20 protein-coding genes are annotated in these 18071 nt (G+C 41.9%); 7 read left to right on the forward strand and 13 right to left on the reverse strand.

Going from position 1 to position 18071, the window contains the following annotated elements; all coding sequences use genetic code 11:
* Window positions 1-51: 51 nt before the first annotated feature.
* The 3 genes from DK187_RS15255 to DK187_RS15265 all read right to left on the reverse strand — a co-directional run bounded on the left by DK187_RS15255 (window position 52) and on the right by DK187_RS15265 (window position 2672).
* The gene (locus DK187_RS15255; protein ID WP_111608197.1) at window positions 52-816 is read right to left on the reverse strand and encodes a hypothetical protein; all 765 of its coding nucleotides are present in this window, start codon (window positions 814-816) and stop codon (window positions 52-54) included.
* Window positions 817-1000: 184 nt separating this feature from the next.
* Window positions 1001-2023, reverse strand: coding sequence for a signal peptide peptidase SppA (gene sppA / locus DK187_RS15260; protein ID WP_111608198.1), 1023 nt, complete (start codon window positions 2021-2023; stop codon window positions 1001-1003).
* A 4-nt stretch (window positions 2024-2027) separates the two neighbouring features.
* Complete coding sequence (locus DK187_RS15265; RefSeq protein ID WP_111608199.1) at window positions 2028-2672, reverse strand: HAD-IA family hydrolase; 645 nt, start codon at window positions 2670-2672, stop codon at window positions 2028-2030.
* 67 nt (window positions 2673-2739) lie between these two features.
* Between DK187_RS15265 and DK187_RS15270 the strand changes: the two genes are divergently transcribed.
* From DK187_RS15270 to DK187_RS15280, 3 genes are all read left to right on the forward strand, one after another.
* Entirely contained in the window at window positions 2740-3165 is a 426-nt protein-coding gene (locus DK187_RS15270) for a MaoC family dehydratase (RefSeq protein ID WP_111608200.1), read from the forward strand.
* A gap of 214 nt (window positions 3166-3379) precedes the next feature.
* Entirely contained in the window at window positions 3380-3685 is a 306-nt protein-coding gene (locus tag DK187_RS15275) for a hypothetical protein (protein WP_111608201.1), read from the forward strand.
* Window positions 3686-3729: 44 nt separating this feature from the next.
* Window positions 3730-4323, forward strand: a complete 594-nt coding sequence (locus DK187_RS15280; protein ID WP_111608202.1) for a CBS domain-containing protein — start codon at window positions 3730-3732, stop codon at window positions 4321-4323.
* 52 nt (window positions 4324-4375) lie between these two features.
* Here DK187_RS15280 and tusA read toward each other — a convergent pair whose 3' ends face one another.
* Window positions 4376-4609 (reverse strand): sulfurtransferase TusA, encoded by a 234-nt coding sequence (tusA, locus tag DK187_RS15285; RefSeq protein ID WP_111608203.1) that lies wholly within the window; start codon window positions 4607-4609, stop codon window positions 4376-4378.
* A gap of 33 nt (window positions 4610-4642) precedes the next feature.
* Window positions 4643-5227: an alpha/beta family hydrolase gene (locus DK187_RS15290; protein ID WP_111608204.1), complete on the reverse strand. Its 585-nt coding sequence runs from the start codon at window positions 5225-5227 to the stop codon at window positions 4643-4645.
* 246 nt (window positions 5228-5473) lie between these two features.
* On the opposite strand from DK187_RS15290, the gene hemN reads away from it, so the two are divergent.
* From hemN to DK187_RS15305, 3 genes are read left to right on the forward strand one after another with little or no spacing between them, the layout of a single operon-like run.
* Window positions 5474-6844: an oxygen-independent coproporphyrinogen III oxidase gene (gene hemN / locus DK187_RS15295; protein WP_111608205.1), complete on the forward strand. Its 1371-nt coding sequence runs from the start codon at window positions 5474-5476 to the stop codon at window positions 6842-6844.
* 21 nt (window positions 6845-6865) lie between these two features.
* Window positions 6866-7627, forward strand: a complete 762-nt coding sequence (gene fnr, locus DK187_RS15300; protein WP_111608206.1) for a fumarate/nitrate reduction transcriptional regulator Fnr — start codon at window positions 6866-6868, stop codon at window positions 7625-7627.
* A gap of 24 nt (window positions 7628-7651) precedes the next feature.
* Window positions 7652-8194 (forward strand): adenine phosphoribosyltransferase, encoded by a 543-nt coding sequence (locus DK187_RS15305; protein ID WP_111608207.1) that lies wholly within the window; start codon window positions 7652-7654, stop codon window positions 8192-8194.
* A 57-nt stretch (window positions 8195-8251) separates the two neighbouring features.
* Here the strand turns inward: DK187_RS15305 and DK187_RS15310 are convergent, their stop codons facing one another.
* From DK187_RS15310 to DK187_RS15325, 4 genes are all read right to left on the reverse strand, one after another.
* Window positions 8252-8824 (reverse strand): YfaZ family outer membrane protein, encoded by a 573-nt coding sequence (locus DK187_RS15310; protein ID WP_111608208.1) that lies wholly within the window; start codon window positions 8822-8824, stop codon window positions 8252-8254.
* 10 nt (window positions 8825-8834) lie between these two features.
* A complete protein-coding gene (gene ttcA / locus DK187_RS15315) occupies window positions 8835-9674 on the reverse strand; it encodes a tRNA 2-thiocytidine(32) synthetase TtcA (RefSeq protein ID WP_111608209.1) in 840 nt (279 codons plus the stop codon).
* Between the two features lie 113 nt (window positions 9675-9787).
* On the reverse strand, window positions 9788-10321 hold the full coding sequence (locus DK187_RS15320) for a SprT family zinc-dependent metalloprotease (RefSeq protein ID WP_373289504.1): 534 nt from the start codon (window positions 10319-10321) through the stop codon (window positions 9788-9790).
* Entirely contained in the window at window positions 10318-12081 is a 1764-nt protein-coding gene (locus tag DK187_RS15325) for a RecQ family ATP-dependent DNA helicase (RefSeq protein ID WP_111608211.1), read from the reverse strand. The genes DK187_RS15320 and DK187_RS15325 overlap by 4 nt, the downstream gene beginning before the upstream one ends.
* A gap of 96 nt (window positions 12082-12177) precedes the next feature.
* Here DK187_RS15325 and DK187_RS15330 point away from each other — a divergent pair, with 96 nt between their 5' ends.
* On the forward strand, window positions 12178-12822 hold the full coding sequence (locus tag DK187_RS15330) for a UPF0149 family protein (RefSeq protein ID WP_111608212.1): 645 nt from the start codon (window positions 12178-12180) through the stop codon (window positions 12820-12822).
* A gap of 21 nt (window positions 12823-12843) precedes the next feature.
* On the opposite strand, the gene DK187_RS15335 is transcribed toward DK187_RS15330, so the two are convergent.
* Genes DK187_RS15335 through DK187_RS15350 form a run of 4 tightly spaced genes read right to left on the reverse strand, consistent with a single transcriptional unit; the run spans window position 12844 to window position 18070 of the window.
* Entirely contained in the window at window positions 12844-13995 is a 1152-nt protein-coding gene (locus DK187_RS15335) for a SpoIIE family protein phosphatase (protein ID WP_111608213.1), read from the reverse strand.
* Window positions 13996-14006: 11 nt separating this feature from the next.
* Window positions 14007-14309, reverse strand: coding sequence for an STAS domain-containing protein (locus DK187_RS15340; RefSeq protein ID WP_111608214.1), 303 nt, complete (start codon window positions 14307-14309; stop codon window positions 14007-14009).
* A 27-nt stretch (window positions 14310-14336) separates the two neighbouring features.
* Complete coding sequence (locus tag DK187_RS15345) at window positions 14337-14642, reverse strand: BolA family protein (RefSeq protein ID WP_111608215.1); 306 nt, start codon at window positions 14640-14642, stop codon at window positions 14337-14339.
* Window positions 14643-14653: 11 nt separating this feature from the next.
* Window positions 14654-18070 carry an SbcC/MukB-like Walker B domain-containing protein gene (locus tag DK187_RS15350; RefSeq protein ID WP_111608216.1) on the reverse strand — a complete coding sequence of 1139 codons (3417 nt, stop codon included), beginning with the start codon at window positions 18068-18070 and terminating at the stop codon, window positions 14654-14656.
* Between the last annotated feature and the right edge of the window lies 1 nt (window position 18071).

Consider the following 18071-nt stretch of genomic DNA (forward strand, 5'->3'; position numbering starts at 1 on the left):
TCTCTTCTTAATAATGAATGCGCAAATACAGCGAGTAAGGCATTATAACGGTTATTGTTTCGAGCCTCTATCTTTGCGTTGTATGGTTTTCACTGAGTGAGTGATTTCCTCCAGTTTTTTTGACATTTCTTGCCATTTTTTGTCCTCATCCACGCGTTGCGTATTTTGACGATCGAAGAGTTCTGTCGCGAGCCTTGCGTTTTCTTCTTTTAGCAATGCTAGTTGATTGTCTTGTTTGGCTAAGTCTACTTCTTTTTGAGCGAGGTTGAGACGTAGCTCAGAGTTGTCTTTTTGTTCTTGCTGGATCTGGCTGGTCAACACCGCATTTTGCGCCATCACCTCTTGGTATCTTTGTTCGCTAAACCCCCATTTTTGCTTCAGGTTTTCGGCTTCTTCTGTTCTTTTTTGACATTCTATCGTCAATGTATCATGGGCGGTTTGCAGTTCGATTAGTGCTGACGATAAGGAAAGGTAGCCGCTTTGTGTTGCCTCTTGCTTACGTAGTTGGTGTTGCTCTATTTCTGTCGTTTTTTCATCCAACAATTGCCCAAGTTGCTGAGTTACTTCTCGTGAAAAACGCTTAAAAACCGGTCCGAGAACATCGTTTAACTCTTTTAATTGGTGTTGTTGATATTCTTTGTATGTGTCTTCCCATTTCGCGATGGCATTCATTAGGGTGGTATTGGAGCAACGTCGACCATCTTGTTGCAAAAAATGCTCTGCCAAGCGTGGGATATTGGGGAAGCTATTTTGCTCTAATAACAGCCAGCAGGCTTGGTGGATTTCTTCTCTTGCTATGTTTGCTTTGCGAGCCATGATGTCATCCATTAAGTAATGAAAGCGAATTAAATAAAATATGTATTTATATTATCAAATATATTTTATTTTTCATATGATGCAACCTTTGGAGCTTGATGGCCTATTACAACTCAGTGCTGGATGCTGGTTATTTTTGGCAACAAAAAAGCCCCCGAAGGGGCTGAGTTATATGAATGACATATTATTGAAGATTGGTACGGTTAAGAACTTTTGTCGCTACCTCCACACCAAGCTCTTTCGCAAGCTCCTTCCAAGAGTCTTGCTTGGGCTCGTAGAAAAGAGGCTCTGCGTTGGGGAATCGCGTATTTAAGATGTCGTTGACACTCGCTAAGCCATCAATCAAGCCGATCTTTACGGCCTGCGAGCCAGTAAATACCATACCCGAGAAAACATCGTCGGTGATAACGAGCCTGTCTCCTCGACCTTCTTTTACGGCATCAATAAATTGCTGATGGGTTTCGTCTAGCACCGCCTGCCATTTGGTTTTCGCTTCTTCGGTCATTGGTGCGAACGGATCCAAAAAGGCTTTGTTGCGACCCGCTGTAAACGAACGTCGTTCTACGCCAATTTTTTCGAGCAAATTGCTGGCATCAAAACCAGATGAAATCACCCCAATTGAGCCAACTAAACTGGCTTTATCCGCGTAGATCTCACTGGCAGCGGAAGCAATATAATAGCCTCCTGATGCCGCCATATCTTCAATCACCACGAACACTGGAATATCAGGATGACTTTGCTCTTTGGCACGAATGGCATCATAAATTATGCCAGAATGAACGGGGCTTCCCCCTGGGCTGTTCATTTCAATCACGACACCTTTTAGGCGGGAGTTTTGGTAAGCGGCATCCAACAAACCAACAAATTCAGAGGATTCAATCTCACTGTCAGCGCCGATCACACCCCGCATAGGAATCATGGCCACCACATCGCCTTCTAAGCTGACATCTTGGAAATTGGATTTTGCAAACCAGCCACCGATAACGGCTAAGAAAATCGCTAACGTTGTAAAGCGAAAGAATATCCTCCAGCGTCTAGCGCGTCGTTTTTCAATTAAATTGTCATTGAGCGTTTTTTCCAGTAACGCCCAAATCTCTTTATTTGGATCAAGTCGTTCTGAATCTTGCGCATCTTCCGTACGCGATTCCGCTGTCTCATGCTTTTTTTCAAGGGATTTCTGTTGATCTTCGTCTTCTGTCCAGCTCATGGCGTTATAAACCTAAAATAGTCGTTAATTGATTGAAGTTATTAAGTAAACCGTATGGTTGAAGCGCTTCTAAACGAGCTTTACTGTGAGCTCCGTAGGTAACGCCAACACTCTTCATGCCTGCGTTAGTTGCCATGTTTAAATCGTATTCTGTGTCTCCCACCATGATAGCTTGATCTGGGGAAAGACTGAGTTCTGTCAATATTTGTTCAAGCATTAATGGGTGAGGTTTAGACAAAGTTTCGTCTGCGCAGCGAGTTGAGCTGAAATAATGCCCCGTTTTCGTTGCCGTCATGACTCTATCCAGACCTCTTCGACTCTTTCCGGTCGCTACCGCCATTTTTATGTTCGCTGAGTGAAGTTTTTCTAATACGTCCATAACACCGTCGTAAGCCTTTGGAGGTGTTTGGTCCGCAGCCCTGTAGAGGTATTTATAGTGCTCGATAATGACATCACACTCATTTTTATTGAGTTCTGGCCAAATCACAGAAACGGCTTTATCGAGAGAAAGACCAATGATGTTTTTCACGTCGTCTGTTTGTCTGCCGGGTGCGTTGGCTAATTCCCCAGCCTGCAACATACTTAGGCAGATTTTATCAATAGAATCAAACAAGGTACCGTCCCAATCAAAAATTACCAACTTAACCATAGATACCTCTTAAGAATAGTCTAACGAAAGTGTACCATAACCGAAAATGACAAAATAAGGATTGGTAATGACGACTGGTTATACATTAGAGCAACTTTCCATTGAGCAAAGTGTTGAATATCGTAAAGTAGTGACCGAAGCAGACGTGCATGCTTTCGCAGAAGTGACAGGTGACACAAACCCCGTTCATTTAGACGCCGAATACGCTGCAAGCACATCATTTGGACAGCCTATTGCCCATGGCATGCTAACGGCTGGCTTTATCTCCGCGGCAATTGGCACACAACTACCTGGGCCTGGCTGCATTTATCTTGAACAATCGCTTAAATTTCGGGCGCCTGTCTTTATTGGTCAAGAGGTGGTCACTACTGTGACGGTCATAGACATCAACGAACGTCGTCGTCGCGCAACATTAAAAACGGTGTGTGAATGTGAAGGGAAAGTGGTAGTCACCGGAGAGGCTGTCATTATGCTGCCTGCAGCCTCGGTGTAGTGTTGAGAAGTATTAATTATTCAAATAATGGTTAGGGAGCCACCCTTTTACTAACCCTTGTTTGAATATTAAGTGTTTTTGTAGCATTAAGTCATGATTCATTAATAAAACATCAGATAGTGAAAATATAAGTCATTTTATAAAAAACACTGGGATTTACAGAAAGGCAAGCCTATATTCTAGATGTAGAACAAAGTCAGGTTTAGGCGCTGCTATGAAAATTCAATTACTCATGATCATTACTGTTGTCATATCGTCTATATTGATGATAACGCAACGCGCTAGTGCCCATGAGGGAAGCCAATTGCGCTGGCTTGAACCTACAGTAGAGCAAAAGTTTGCTGAAGTCGTTGTCCCAGATCAAGATAAAAGCTCAGATAACTCGTATGTTACTCTGGGCTTTTTTTTAAAGAGAGCTCTGACATCGTCATCACTGACTTTTTCTTACTTTCATCGCCCAATTAAACCTCGCTTAAATGGCAGTACAAGTCCAAGAGCCCCACCGTTTTCATCGATATAACTTACCCATTTTTATTTATTCATTTATTTCATTGGGATTTTATTATGAAAACACTAACTTATGTATCTACAAAAGATGTTAACGATCTTACTTGGCCTGTAACCACTGCAAACACCAATCTCTACTCCCCTGCTTTGTCGGTTTTTACGGATTTTCAAAAAGCAGGCCCTCGAGTCATAGAATCCAGCACACGCGCAGATGAGCTCGTTTTGTTAATGCGAAAAGAGCATGTACGCATGAAGATAGTCGTTGATGCGAAGAATCACTTTATTGGAGTGATAAGCCTTGAAGACTTATCAGAAGATGTGTTCATTAAACAGGTTGCGAACGGTTATCAACGCTCAGAGCTCATGGTTGCCGACTTGATGAGAGCAAAGGAAACACTGCTTGCTTTGTCTTATACATCACTGCAAAAATCAGATATCGAATCTCTGCTTTTTAGCCAACGTAACAATAAATTTCAGCACTTATTAGTGATTGATGAAGATACAAAAACCATACGCGGCTTAATTTCATCAAATGACGTTGCTCGTCAACTTAGATTGGATATTGATGTCGCTTTCTCAAGCTTTCAGCATATTTATCAAAGTGCGATTCTTGGCCAAAAAGAGCACGGCAAGAAGTTAAAAGTAGCTTAATTTTAGTGCTTAATAGAATCCCCCACGCTGTTGAGTCCAGTCTGGGGGATTTTTATTTTTCTTTTTTTTCTATCCAATAGGTATAAATATCCCCTTGCTGGTTTTGTTCGATAAGCTTATGACCAAGAAACTGACAAAACTTTGGAATGTCTCTTGTTGTCGATGAATCTGTCGCAATCACCTTTAAAACTTGTTTGGCGGTCAATTTACGCATTTCTACATGCAAAAGCATGACCGGTTCTGGGCAAAGTAAACCAGTAGCATCAAGAAGTGCTTGGTGTTCCATAATATTCCTCTACGGTGTTAAAAAGCCTGAAAATCAGATGTTTTTCACTAGCCATTGGTGAGTGATTTTTGCGATCTGCGTGACGGTATCGCTTACATTTCTATTGTATTTTTTTAATGTTTTAAAGTCATGGTCTGCGCCTTCAATCCACACAACGTCAACGTTCTCTGGTATGTCTTGTTGGCTTACCCAATCGTATCCCCCCAATTGATCTCTCGTCCCCTGAATAATAAGACAAGGCACGTTAAGATCAGAAAGAAAGGACAGTCTGTTCTTTTCCGGCTTACCAGCAGGATAAAAAGGGAAACCAAAGCACACAATAGCTTTAACCATAGGAAGATGTGAAAGCTGTGTCGCAACTCGTCCTCCCATTGACTTTCCTGCTACAACGCAAGCTTCTTCATGCTCGATGTAATGACGGTATTCTGGAACCAGTGTCACAAAGCGTGGAGGTGGCCTTTTTTTTAGGGAATGCTCCTGCTCTTTCATATAGGAAAAAGTGACAGGAAGCACCGACTGCTTTCTTTGTTCAGAAATAGCGGCCGAAAGCTGAATCAAAAAATCGTTATGGTGGCCTGCACCGGCACCATGAGCGAGATAAAATGAGGGTGAGCTCATAGAAAAAACCTTTGCATAGCAACTGCGCTGATCAAGAGCGGGTTATTAAAGCAAATTTATCAGGGAGTGAGAACATAGTGAGTGCGTTATTGCACAATATGGCCGTCGTTATACCTAATTGGCAGCACTGGCTTAGCACTGAATGGCTTATTTTTTTGCAACACAGTGGTAAATCTTGATCTAGGTCAGAAAGAGCCTAGGGACTAAAGAGTAAACTCCTATTAGAAATTTTAATAGGAACACATCATGATTTGGGATTCTGAACTTATTGGTAAGTATGATTTATCAGGGCCTCGCTATACCTCTTACCCAACTGCGCCACAATTTGATGCCAATATAAGCAAGATTGCGCTAATCGATAAGATGCTAACATCGTCTGAAGCACCACTCAGTCTGTATTTTCATATTCCGTTTTGCGCCCACCTTTGCTACTACTGTGCTTGTAATAAAATTGTTACTAAACAATATGATAAAGGCGCTGAATACGTTGAGCTGCTGGGTGAAGAAATGAGGTTACGTAGTTTAATGCTAGACCATACCCGAACCGTCACGCAGCTGCATTTTGGTGGCGGAACGCCAACGTTTCTCACTGAAGCGTTAATTAAAATATTGTTTAATAGCATTAAACAGCATTTCACTCTTATTAATGACGGAACACAAGACTACAGCATTGAAATTGATCCGAGAGAAATCAGTCATTCTAAGCTGAAGCTTTTAACTCAAATGGGGATCAATCGAATCAGCATTGGCGTTCAGGATTTTGATGGTAAAGTTCAGAAAGCAATACACAGAATCCAACCCTTAAAGATGGTAACGAACCTAGTAACTTACGCCCGTGAAATGGGTATAAAATCAATTAATTTTGATCTGATTTATGGTCTTCCCTATCAGTCTTTAGAAGGCTTTCGAGAAACGTTAGACAAAGTGGTCGCCTTGTCTCCAGAACGAATTTCTCTTTTTAATTATGCGCACCTACCAGAACGTTTTCCGGCTCAAAGACGTCTGTTAGACGAAAGCCTACCGACCTCCAATATGAAACTCGCTTTATTGAGAATGGGCATTGAGCGCTTAATGGACGCAGGCTATGAATACATTGGCATGGATCATTTTGCCAAGCCCGATGACACCTTAGCACAAGCTCAAAAACAAGGAGAGTTGCAGCGTAACTTCCAAGGTTATACAACACATGCTGGCACTGACTTAGTGGCGTTTGGGGTCTCCGCTATCAGTGATCTCAATGGCGTTTATATACAGAACCATACAGACCTAACTATGTATCGACATAGTATTGAAAAAGGTCAATTGGCGATCGCTAAAGGCTATATCAGCAATTTGGATGATCGAATTCGACATCAAGTAATAATGACACTAATTTCTCAATTTGAGCTGAACACCGACGAGATTGAAAGGAAATTTAGCATCCGCTTCTTTGATTATTTTGCTATAGAAGTGGACAATCTAACACCCATGATCGAAGATGGTATGTTAGAAATCCATGATGGTGGAATGCAGACCACCATTAAAGTAACAGATCGCGGTAGATTACTCATTCGTTGCATTTGCATGGTTTTCGATAAGTATCTAAATGGCGCCATAAAATACTCAAAAGTTATATAGATCGAGATCAGGGAGAATCACATGACCATGACACACACACAGTCACGATTTAATAGTACGCTTACCTCGCAATGTCAAAACTGTAGCTTAAGTGCGCTTTGTCTTCCCATTGCATTAGCGGATGAGGACATCAATCGACTGGATCAAATAATTGAACGCAAAAAGCCATTGAAAAAAGGGGATTTTTTGTTTCGTCAAGGCGAAGCATTTGATTCTGTTTACGCGGTTCGTTCCGGTACACTAAAAACCTTTAATATCACCTCCTATGGTGAAGAACAAATAACAGGCTTCTATTGCCCTAGCGAGCTAGTTGGTCTAAGCGGTATTGATTCCAATATTTATCCTGTATCTGCAAAGGCGTTAGAAACAACCACGGTGTGTGAAATCCCCTTTAGTCACCTTGAAGAGTTATCTTCCCAAATCCCCTCTTTAAAGCATCAGCTATTTAAGGTAATGAGTCGAAAAATTTCCGATGACCAGCAAATGATGGTTCTCTTAGGCAAAAAAAATGCGGATGAAAAAGTCGCCTCTTTTTTGCTGAACCTATCGACTCGATTCAAAAAGCGAGGTTATTCTGCGAGCGCCTTCCGCTTATCTATGTCCCGCGGCGAGATAGGCAATTATCTTGGTTTGGCGGTAGAAACGGTAAGTCGAGTCATTACTCGTTTTCAAAAAAGTGAATTAATTCATGTTGATGGCAAAGAAATTGAGATAATTGATTTCCCTGAGATACAAAAACTCGTTGGGGTTGCGAGTGATTGTGGTAAAATCGCCAACATTTGATTGATATGATGAGGCGCTTGCAACATGCTCTATGACGATTTTTACGTGAAATCACTGATACAAACAGTTGAAGACTGGCCGAAACAAGGTATCAGCTTTCGAGACATCACTCCCATTTTCAGTGACCCTAAGGGCATGAGAATGGTGGTCGATGCTTATGTTCACCGTTACATCTCTACAGACATAACGCACATCGCTTGTATTGATGCGAGAGGATTTTTAATTGCAGCCGTATTGGCATATGAGCTGCAAAAGCCTCTTATATTAGTGCGTAAAAAAGGCAAACTTCCGGGCAAAACCATTTCACAAAAGTACGCTTTGGAATATGGCGAAGCAGAATTAGAAATTCAAGAAGGTGCAGTGAATACAGGTGATAACGTGTTGTTATTTGATGATTTAATTGCAACTGGAGGCACCTTGTTCGCAGCAATTGAACTTTTAACAAAACAAGGAGCAAATATAAAAGAAGTCGCTGCTATTATTGATTTACCAGATCTTGGCGGTAGTCAAAAGCTTAGAGACAGTGATATCCCTGTTTTCAGCCTTTGTGCATTCAATGGTGATTGATTCAAATCAGCAAATAAAAAGGTGGCATAAGCCACCTTTTATTTGCTCAAAATAAGATTAAAAATCGACAGTAGCACCGATAGAAAGACCTTTATTAATGTCTTTACGGCTATCGTCCTCGTATACAGTGACGGTCTTGCCATAGCTCACAAAAGCTCGAGCATTGCGCATCGTCATGTATTCGGCACGAAATTCGTAAGTATACATATGGTCCAAATTTGATAACGCCAAAACTTCTGGGGTATAGTAAACAGAACCGTAAATGCTCACACGATTCGCTTCTGGAAATGTATATCGGTACCATCCCCCTAATGCCAGCGCAAGAGAAAGATCATCATTGCCCGTGTTACTGTCTAAATTAGCATCGATTGCATACAAACGCATCCCCAAGCCTGCCTGAAGTGGGCCGCTAGTGTCTGAATCTTCAACGGTCACTCCAACGTGCGCCATTGAAGTGTTTGCGTCATCATCATGGGAAATGCCACCATTCACACCGAAAGAGCCCATATTTACATCAATATCGCCCTTCACTGTGTCGTTATTTAAGCTAATCCCTGCAGAGGATGCATTAACAATGGAAGACCCCAAAATGCCGGCGGTGAGTAATAGTGCTTTTTGTGTAAGATTCATTTCTATTATCCTATAATGAAATAATATTTAATCGGTCAAAGGCCGCTGGCGACTGCTTTAACCCTTTAAAGTCAAACAATTCAGTATCTGCTAAGTGAGATGGAACTACATTTTGCAAAGCAGAGAACATGGTTTCCGTTCTTCCTGGAAACTCTTTTTCCCATTTTTGTAACATGTCTTTAACAACTTGTCTTTGTAGATTCTCTTGAGAACCACAAAGGTTACACGGAATAATGGGATATTCCTTCATTTGAGCAAACACTTCTATGTCAGATTCTTTGCAGTATGCCAAAGGTCGAATCACGATGTGCTTTCCATCATCACTCAATAATTTCGGCGGCATGGATTTCAATTTACCACCAAAAAACATATTTAAGAATAATGTTTCTAGAATATCGTCTCTATGATGGCCCAATGCTATTTTGGTCGCACCAATTTCTTCAGCAAAGCCATAAAGCGAACCACGACGCAAACGCGAGCATAACCCACACGTTGTTTTACCTTCTGGTACAATTTCTTTGACGATACTGTAAGTATCACGCTCTAAGATATGAAAATCCACCCCCAGCTCTTCCAAATAAGCAGGTAAAATGTGCTCGGGAAAGCCTGGTTGCTTCTGATCCAAGTTTACAGCAATTATACTGAATTTTATTGGTGCACTGGCCTGTAGGTTTCGCAAAATCTCAAGCATAGTATAAGAGTCTTTGCCTCCAGATAAGCACACCATTACCTTGTCACCATCTTCAATCATATTGAAATCAGCTATGGCTTGGCCTGTTAATCTGCGAAGGCGTTTTTGGAGTTTATTGAGCTCCAATTTTTCTTTAGGTCGATTAGATAAATCCATCATATATACGCTGTAAATAAAACGCGCCTATCTTACTATAAGGATGATGTCATCGCATTAAAAATGGATAACTTAAGGTCAATTGTATGAAAAAACACTATTTTTACCATCATTAGTTACGATGCAACAGTGCTTTTTTTACTCATAAATTGCAAAGAGCAACGGCATTTTTTACAAATATACTCGGTTCCTTTTTGAGCCCTAGTATGACGTTGCTTGCTAAAATGATGTTTTTGACAAGAGCAGTGATATTCATAGCTGCTTTTTTGTGGGGGAACATCAAAAGTATGCGTCCTGTTTGGCCGGATACCAAAAACCCTAAACATAACCGCTTGCCATTCTTTGCCATGCGGTTTTACGCTGTTGCCATAGATTTGGTAGACCACCATGTGCGCTACTTCGTGTGGGACCACACTGTTTAAAAACTCAGCCGGATTCTGTTGATACATAAAATAGTTAAAACGCAGCTCGTTTTTTTGCAAGTGCGCCGTGCCAGCCGCCTTGCCTCTTTGTTTCAAATTACATACTGACCGTTTAAATGTCGTGCCAAAAAAAGCATCCGCTGTCGCAAAGCATTGGTTCGCATGCTCAAAAACAAGCTGAAGTGCAGCTGCTATTTCGTCATTTGGCGTTGTTTTTCTTGCACTCAAGGACATACTAGATGAGACCTACCTGAGTCAGTTTCATGGATGACTTTCATAAGCGATTCGGCAAAAACCGCCACACTTTCTTTTGGCAATCCGGTTAAACGGCTTAAAGACGCAACCGAAGTTGGTTTATGTAGACTGATCAACCTAAGCTGAGTATCACTTAAAGTCATACCCTCTGCGTATTTCCACGCCAAAATCTTGTGCCAATTAGTGCTCTCTGATACCAGCACATCTTCTGGCAGTGTAGGATAATAATGTTCTGCAGGAATAATAATTTGCACTTTACCTTGCAGTACGCCCCGAGCTTTTTCATTGATATATAATGTAAAGAAGCTTGTCGTCCCTACGGAGATATATTCGTATGCTATTAGATATCGAATAACCGACTTCCACTGTGCCTCGTTGAGCTCCTTACCTTTACCAAACAACGGCAAGGATTCCCCCTTAATAGCAGAAACAGATTTGCTTTTTTTGCCTAATAAAACTTGAATAAGCAGGGCAAACGGCTGTAAACCTTTTGTGTGATAAATTAGCGACAACAGTTTTTGACAGGCCGTTGTCATGTTTTGCTCAGACCGATTTGTCAAGCACCGGTCACAATGCTGGCAAGCAGGGATGTCTTCATCAAAATGCGACAGTAAATTTTGTCGCCGACATCCTCGCCCCTCTAAAATGCGAAATAAGCTTCCTAAATGCTGCATCTCTTTTTCTGCCGCCACCGGGTTAAACGCGGCGAATTGCTGGGCTTGGAGCATATCTTGCAAACCATAAAGCAATAGCGACTTAGCTGGCTTTCCGTCGCGCCCTGCCCTTCCCACCTCTTGAAAATAAGCTTCTGGACTGCTTGGTAAGTCTAAATGAATCACAAATCTGACATGCGCAATATCGATTCCCATACCGTAAGCGGTGGTCGCCACCATAATCGTGCCATGTTGTTTTATGAAAACAGCGTGATTCGATTGTTTCTCTTCGTCGGTCATAGCCGCATGATAGCTCAAACTTGGCAAGCCTAAGCCACGTAACCAACTTGATAGTTCGTCGGTCTTTTTTCTTGAACGGCAATAAATGATGCCTGATTCACCGGGAACTTCATGGTGCAAAAAATACAATATTTGCTGTTTTGCTTTACGTTTTTGGGCAATTTGAAGCTTAATATTGGCTCGATCAAAACTGTGTTTCATTACCAAGCAATCAACAAGCTGTAATGATTCTTGGATCGTATTGATGGTTTTACTATCAACTGTTCCTGTTAAAGCAATTATCGGCACATGAGGAAAAAACGCTTTTAACTGACCAAGTTGGCTGTATTCAGGGCGGAAAAAATGCCCCCACTGTGAAATGCAGTGTGCTTCATCGATGGCAAATAATGAAATATCTATACTGTGCAGAAAACCAATAACGGAAGATTGCACCAGTTTTTCCGGAGAGAGATACAGTAAATCAATATGATGATGACGCAACGCCCAAACAAGGTCGTCTTGCTCACCTGGGTTCAAAGTGGAGTTCAGGAATTTGGCTCGAATGCCCTTTGTGTTCAATTCTTCTACTTGCTGCGACATCAGCGACAACAAAGGGCTGACAATGATGGCGACGCCAGGTCTAATCAACCCCGCAGCTTGGTAGACTAAAGATTTACCACCACCTGTGGGGGCGGCAAGCAAAACGTCCTGCCCTGAGCACAGGGCGTCAATCGCCTGCTCTTGCAACGGGCGATACTCGCTGTGACCTAGGCGTAAAAGAGTGTGTGTCTTTAAGTTCATTTCGTAATTATCTCTTAACGCAGCACTTTGTGCATCGATTTTTCTTCTTCTTTTCGCTAGAATCAAACACTTAATTTGTATTAAGGAAACATCTACATGGCACACCAACCTCTTGATGATCTTGAGTTAGAGACGTTAGAAGATTTTTTGGAGTCAGATCAAGTTCATGAAGAATGTCAGAACTTTGTTATGGCGCATGGTTTTTTAACAGCGTTATCTATTTGTCCAGTTTTGACAGCCGAAGAAAAGTGGCTGCCAGTGATTTTTGAAGAGACTCCCAAATTTGACAATGAAAAACAAGAGAAACAAATACTTCAGTATCTTTCTCGACTTTTTATTGATATTCAAATTGAACTAGAGTCCGAAGAAGGTTTTATGGTGCCCTGTGAGCTTGAGATGGGCTCATCACCAGAAGAATTAAGTGAATTACAGGAGTGGGCCACAGGCTTCATGGAAGGCGTATTCATGACAGAAAGCCATTGGTTTGAGTCTGAAAAAGAAGAAGTTGTTGCCGAGCTTTTATTGCCGATTATGGTAGCGTCTGATTTGTTTGATGATGAAGAAGTTGTGCAAATTAGACAAAGCGAAAAATTGACAAACTCCTGTATCGCTCAAATACCTGAAGTGGTTACTGATTTGTTTTTAGTGTTAAGAACTGAACCTGAAAAACGACCATTTCCAAAGGCCCAACCAAAAGCACAAGGCAACAAGAACAAGAAAAAAAGCGGCAAGAAAAACTAATGACCTCCCTGCTTACACGAGTTATTGTAAGCAGGCACTTCTTAAGGCAACCAGAGTAATATCGTCAAGCTGGACCGATTCTCCGCGATACTCTGCCAACTTGCTCTCCGTTAATTGTTGGGCTAATAACAAGTTTTCCTCGGCATAAGAATGCGCAATAAGGTGCTTCACTTTTTCGTCTCCAAGCATCTCGTTTTGATCATTTTTCAGCTCTAAAACCCCATCAGACACAATAATCAGTGTATCTCCAGAGTGTAGTCTATTGTACTGTAAGTCTGCATCAAACTCTCGTGTTGGTAAGATTCCGAGCGGCATATGATTTGAACACAAATAATCAAAGGTGCCATCTATACGACGAATAAAAGCATTTGGCATTCCCCCGCCCCAATAGATTAGCTCTCCCGTTTTTGTCATTAAAATTAGATAGCCAGCACAAAACATATAATCTGGTAAAATGCCAAATAATATTCTATTTATCTTGATGGCTAATTGATTGATATCGAGCAAATCATCAACCGCATCAAAAAAAGCTTGCATCACGGGTAATGCACCAATCGAAGCGGGCAATCCGTGGCCAGTAAAATCTCCGACAAACACAAGGCGAGCCCCATCAGAACGTGTTTTTACTAAGGCTAAATCACCGTTAAAACTGGCGGCAGACAGTCTTGTTATTGCAACTTGATCAGAGTTTTTCTCACTGCGCGTTTGGATATGATCAAGAACATGATGTGCCATCTCATGCTCACGCTCTATCATGGTCTGATAATAAGTTAAGGCTTTGTTTTTTCGATACATTTCTTTCATTAGTTCGACATGTCTCATATGAGTTTTCAGTCGAATATTGAAAAGTACTTCATTAAAGGGCTTAGGAATAAAGTCATCCGCGCCAGCTTTAAAGCACTTATCCATTACCGAGTCTGTGGTATGAGAAGCCAAAAAAATCATCGGCACAAAACGGCTGCCCGAAAGAGTTTTAAGCTGTTTTACCAAATCAAAACCACTACCACCCTTGATAATGACATCGAGTGTCACCAAGTCAGGCACATACTCGATAAAAGCCGTGATGGCCTCGTCATAACTTGCCACACTTTGCACAATGACATGTTCTTTTTCAGCACACAAAGAAATGATTTCGCGATAAACGGGTTCACTGTCTACGCATAATAATTTCATTCATCTGACCTTTATTGAATATCAAAGCGTTTATCGAAACGAGAAATCATTAAAATGTTCTTAATGAAAACATTCGCCCCTTTGAGTTGTATGTTGCTGTCTTGTTCAATAGCATTTCGCATGCTTAACAGCATGCCAAGCGCGGCACTGTCTAAGTATTCAACCGTACTCATATCTATTACATATAGAGCATAGGTTTTTGTAAGGTTAGAATACGCGGCTCGAAAATCATTGAATAATGAAAAATCAAAACTACCTACAATAGAAATAGTTACCGCATTAGTGTCATCATTAACTGAAACTGAAATACTCATTAGTTGACCGAAATAAGGTTATTTACCCTATTCGCCTCCGTGGCACTTTGGCGATGAAGGAGCCAACGCATTGCGCTCGCTCCATTCTTTAAGTGAATACAAGTGCATAGCAAGAGCATGAATTTTCATCATTTCGTCTTGCAAAACCCCGTAAACAAGCTGGTGACGCTGAACCAATCTCTTCCCTTCAAATTCGTCACTCACTAGAACCAATTTAAAGTGTGACTCGCTTCCCGCTGGAACATTATGCATATAGCTCTCATTTTCGAGCGACATGTGATGCACAGCGAGTTTTTCCTTGATGCGTTCTTCTATCTGATTTTGCACTAGCATAGAATGCCCCCTCATACTGGCACAGTGAGATTTTCAGACTGACCGTTAAGTAGGACTTGCCCCTTCTCTTTCGGGTAAGCCACATCAATAGAAACCGCTCCACCTTCACGCCATACACTGATAATAGTATCCATGTTAGCCGCCATCACCGCGCGTTTATCGTCTGGCGCCGCCGCAATTACTTGGAGGCCTATGTCTTTCATGAATCCCATACATGTCGATGTTTTTACCATATCAATCTTATTAAAGGCTTCGTCGAACATGGCTAACGAGAAACCACCCACAATCTCACCTTCCATCGTTTCATGTAAGCGATACGTAGTCGATAGCGCTGCGGCAATCGCCAGATAAAATGGGATTTGATGCTCACCACCCGAACCGGTTTGAATGCGCTGACTCAATGTGGTTTTCTTATTACCTTCAGCGTCTAAAATGTCCACTTCGAAGTTGTAGAATTTACGATAGTCTGCAAGATCCTGCTGCTTTTCATCATCCGATATGAGCTCCTGAATGGAAGCAATTGCGCGGATGTGATCCGGGTCATTGCTTAAATGAGGATCAAATAATCCGCCTACATTGGCTTGATCTTGTGCGCTGAAGCGCTCAACAAGATCCAGAATATCCTTCATATCACCATTCGGATAATAGCGAAATTGGTAAATTTCTTGGTTAAATGGACGACGTTTCAGACTGTGATTAAGCTCTCGAATAATGTGAGCCACTTGATCAAGAGAGTCTTTCAACTTTGACACGTAATCGGAGCGGAACGTTTCTTCTGCCTCTTTACGAGCCAGCTCAGCTCGCTTGGCGTATTTCGCCAATTCTGTCTCACTCAAGATGTCTATTTGGTAGGACACATAATGTTCAAACTCTTCAAACTTAGATTCCAAATAGTCTAATTGGACATCGTTGTCTAAGTTAGCATGGTGATATTTACCATAGTGATCTGCGACTTCTTTACGCACTTTTTGATCGAAGCTGCGGGCCTTTTCGTTTGCCTTTTCAGCTCGACTAATTGCTTCCTTATAAATGGCTGCACCATTAACCATGCTGCTTTCTAATAAGGCATAACGTTCACTGGCGAATTCAGCATCGTATTTTGGATTTGATGTTAAGCGATTTCGCTCCTCATCAAGTGCGGCTAATGCTGAACTCAATTGGCTTTTTTGTGTATTTAATGCGCCAAACTGCTCTGCAATTTGCTGACGTTCGCGGTCCAGCTTCTTACGCTCTAATTCCACATTAGCGATGCGTGATTTAAGCTCCTCAATACGTTCTTGAAGGTCGGTATCATCGTGCTTTTGTAACTGTAATATTTCTGCTTCAACTGATTCCAGTTCTTGCGCTAAGCGAGTAACCGTATGACTTGCGCTGCCAATGCTTTCCGCGTCAAATTGATTATTTGCCATAACGCGACCAAGCAAAGAGTCGGCTTGCTCTAAGCGTTGATCCGCTTTAAGGAAATTCATCAGCTCGTTACTTAAGCTGGCGAGCTGTGTTTCACGAGATTCACGCATACCTTCTGTATTGATGCCCACCATCATGTGAGGTACAAAACGTATGGTAGAGATGGTCCCCGCTAGCTTCAACATCCCATCGGCGGTCATAGCGCTGTCTTCACGCAATAACTCGCGTTCTGTTTCCACAGGTTTAATACCGCCTAAACGGCGATTTAGATAAGCCTGAGCATGATCGTTGTTGCAACGAATAAAGCGTAATGCAGAGTTGTTATCACCACGATTTAACCAGAGTCGAGTTTGGGTCGTATCAACAACACGACATCCCATTAACTGACGTCGATGGGCGCGGAATATTCGAATCGACTCCTCTGCGTCTTCGGGCTCTACAATTAATGCTTCACGCTGAGCGCCAAGATAACCTTCAATCGCATCTTGCCACTTTCTGTCCGTCACTTCGGCTAAGTGGCTCAACGGTGTGGCGGTAATGTTGGCGTCTTTTAATAAAGCCATTAAACGTTTTGTATTTTGAGAGAGTGGACTGACGCCACCTTTCAAAGAAGAAACATCAGACTCTAGTTGTTTACACTCATCTTTTAAATTCAGTATGGTCCGATTTAACTCGGAACGTTGCGCAAATACCTGAGACTTCTCAAGGTCTAGTGTCTCATTAAGCGCAATAAGCTTTTGCGTTAATGGTTTTAAGTTGCCTTCTACTCGTCCATCTTCAGTAATTAAATGGGTAAAACCAGCAAACTCTTTAACAAGCGTATTGGTTTCTTTAGACAGCAAATCTTCAAAAGAACTCAGTGCAGAAAGCAGCAGAGTTAATTGACGTACTTGTAGAATGGCTTTTTGGTCCTGCTGCCCTTGTAGCGTAAGTAACTTTTTACTTTGCTCTAGCTGCTGTAATTTCAAACCAACATCAGAATGCTCATATTGTTGTTCAAAGCGGAGTAGCTGCGCTTGCAGCTGTTTTAACAGACTGCTTTGCGTAGCAAGTTCTTCTTCAATCTCTTCTTCGCGCTCTTTTTGGAGCTCGTATTGATCTTGGATGTCATCTTGCTTACTGCCCAGCTCGTCAAAACGCGCTTCGGTGGCAATCCACTGATAATTGATGGCACTTTGTTCTTGCTGATGCTTTTTTTCACAATCTTGCTGAATCAGTTTTAGGTCATCAATACGCTTAGACACTTCAAGCGTCTTTGCCTCTAGATGACGATATTCATTCAAAGACTTCTGGTAGGCCCCAACCTGCAAGGGGGCTTCTGCCAGAACGAAATCTTGCACAAAACGAGTTGGTGACGCAATTGGCACAAACTTCAGGGCGTTTTTGAAGTTTTTTAGGAAGCTGTCCAGTGTAATAAGATGATCTGGACTTGGGCTGAGTTCTTCAAGGTAACGATTAATGTATTGCGTTGCGGATGCACTGCCGGATTTAATGTAGGGGTCTAGGCACACCTTTTTCATCGTTTCTCGTACTTCGATCCAAGGTTTCGCCTTGTAGCTCTTACCTTCCATCGCATCAATAAAATCCGTTTTTCTGGCACCAAAATTCGACAGTACAAAGCGACCTAGTACATCTTCTTCAGGGGCCGCTAGCGATGCACTCAACGCTAACCCCACAGTGGACTCTTTCCCTGTGATGCTGTCTTCAAATACCAAGGCAAGGTAACTGGTCGCATCTTGTCTTGGTTGAGTGCCAAAGACTTTTGCATTGGCTTGACCTGAATCTATCATCCCTAATATATAAGAACGAATACTGCGTCCGCTGGCTTTACCATCGTTTGCACTGGCGTTGTAATTTAGATGACGCTTACTGGCGCCCGTCAATACAGTTTGGATAGCATCAAGTAAAGACGATTTACCTGAGCCCGTGGGTCCAATAATAGCGGTATTACCACGAATGCTAATTTCTTCTGCACCAAGTAGGTACCAATTTACTAATACGATTCGATTTAACTTTTTCATA

The sequence above is a fragment of the Marinomonas arctica genome, assembly GCF_003259225.1.
GTDB lineage: Bacteria > Pseudomonadota > Gammaproteobacteria > Pseudomonadales > Marinomonadaceae > Marinomonas > Marinomonas arctica.

Bases quoted from the DNA above. Each gene is read 5' to 3' on its own strand.
- DK187_RS15255 (WP_111608197.1), bottom strand. From the start codon at position 816: ATGGCTCGCAAAGCAAACATAGCAAGAGAAGAAATCCACCAAGCCTGC.
- sppA (WP_111608198.1), bottom strand. From the start codon at position 2,023: ATGAGCTGGACAGAAGACGAAGATCAACAGAAATCCCTTGAAAAAAAG.
- DK187_RS15265 (WP_111608199.1), bottom strand. From the start codon at position 2,672: ATGGTTAAGTTGGTAATTTTTGATTGGGACGGTACCTTGTTTGATTCT.
- DK187_RS15270 (WP_111608200.1), top strand. From the start codon at position 2,740: ATGACGACTGGTTATACATTAGAGCAACTTTCCATTGAGCAAAGTGTT.
- DK187_RS15275 (WP_111608201.1), top strand. From the start codon at position 3,380: ATGAAAATTCAATTACTCATGATCATTACTGTTGTCATATCGTCTATA.
- DK187_RS15280 (WP_111608202.1), top strand. From the start codon at position 3,730: ATGAAAACACTAACTTATGTATCTACAAAAGATGTTAACGATCTTACT.
- tusA (WP_111608203.1), bottom strand. From the start codon at position 4,609: ATGGAACACCAAGCACTTCTTGATGCTACTGGTTTACTTTGCCCAGAA.
- DK187_RS15290 (WP_111608204.1), bottom strand. From the start codon at position 5,227: ATGAGCTCACCCTCATTTTATCTCGCTCATGGTGCCGGTGCAGGCCAC.
- hemN (WP_111608205.1), top strand. From the start codon at position 5,474: ATGATTTGGGATTCTGAACTTATTGGTAAGTATGATTTATCAGGGCCT.
- fnr (WP_111608206.1), top strand. From the start codon at position 6,866: ATGACCATGACACACACACAGTCACGATTTAATAGTACGCTTACCTCG.
- DK187_RS15305 (WP_111608207.1), top strand. From the start codon at position 7,652: ATGCTCTATGACGATTTTTACGTGAAATCACTGATACAAACAGTTGAA.
- DK187_RS15310 (WP_111608208.1), bottom strand. From the start codon at position 8,824: ATGAATCTTACACAAAAAGCACTATTACTCACCGCCGGCATTTTGGGG.
- ttcA (WP_111608209.1), bottom strand. From the start codon at position 9,674: ATGATGGATTTATCTAATCGACCTAAAGAAAAATTGGAGCTCAATAAA.
- DK187_RS15325 (WP_111608211.1), bottom strand. From the start codon at position 12,081: ATGAACTTAAAGACACACACTCTTTTACGCCTAGGTCACAGCGAGTAT.
- DK187_RS15330 (WP_111608212.1), top strand. From the start codon at position 12,178: ATGGCACACCAACCTCTTGATGATCTTGAGTTAGAGACGTTAGAAGAT.
- DK187_RS15335 (WP_111608213.1), bottom strand. From the start codon at position 13,995: ATGAAATTATTATGCGTAGACAGTGAACCCGTTTATCGCGAAATCATT.
- DK187_RS15340 (WP_111608214.1), bottom strand. From the start codon at position 14,309: ATGAGTATTTCAGTTTCAGTTAATGATGACACTAATGCGGTAACTATT.
- DK187_RS15345 (WP_111608215.1), bottom strand. From the start codon at position 14,642: ATGCTAGTGCAAAATCAGATAGAAGAACGCATCAAGGAAAAACTCGCT.
- DK187_RS15350 (WP_111608216.1), bottom strand. From the start codon at position 18,070: ATGAAAAAGTTAAATCGAATCGTATTAGTAAATTGGTACCTACTTGGT.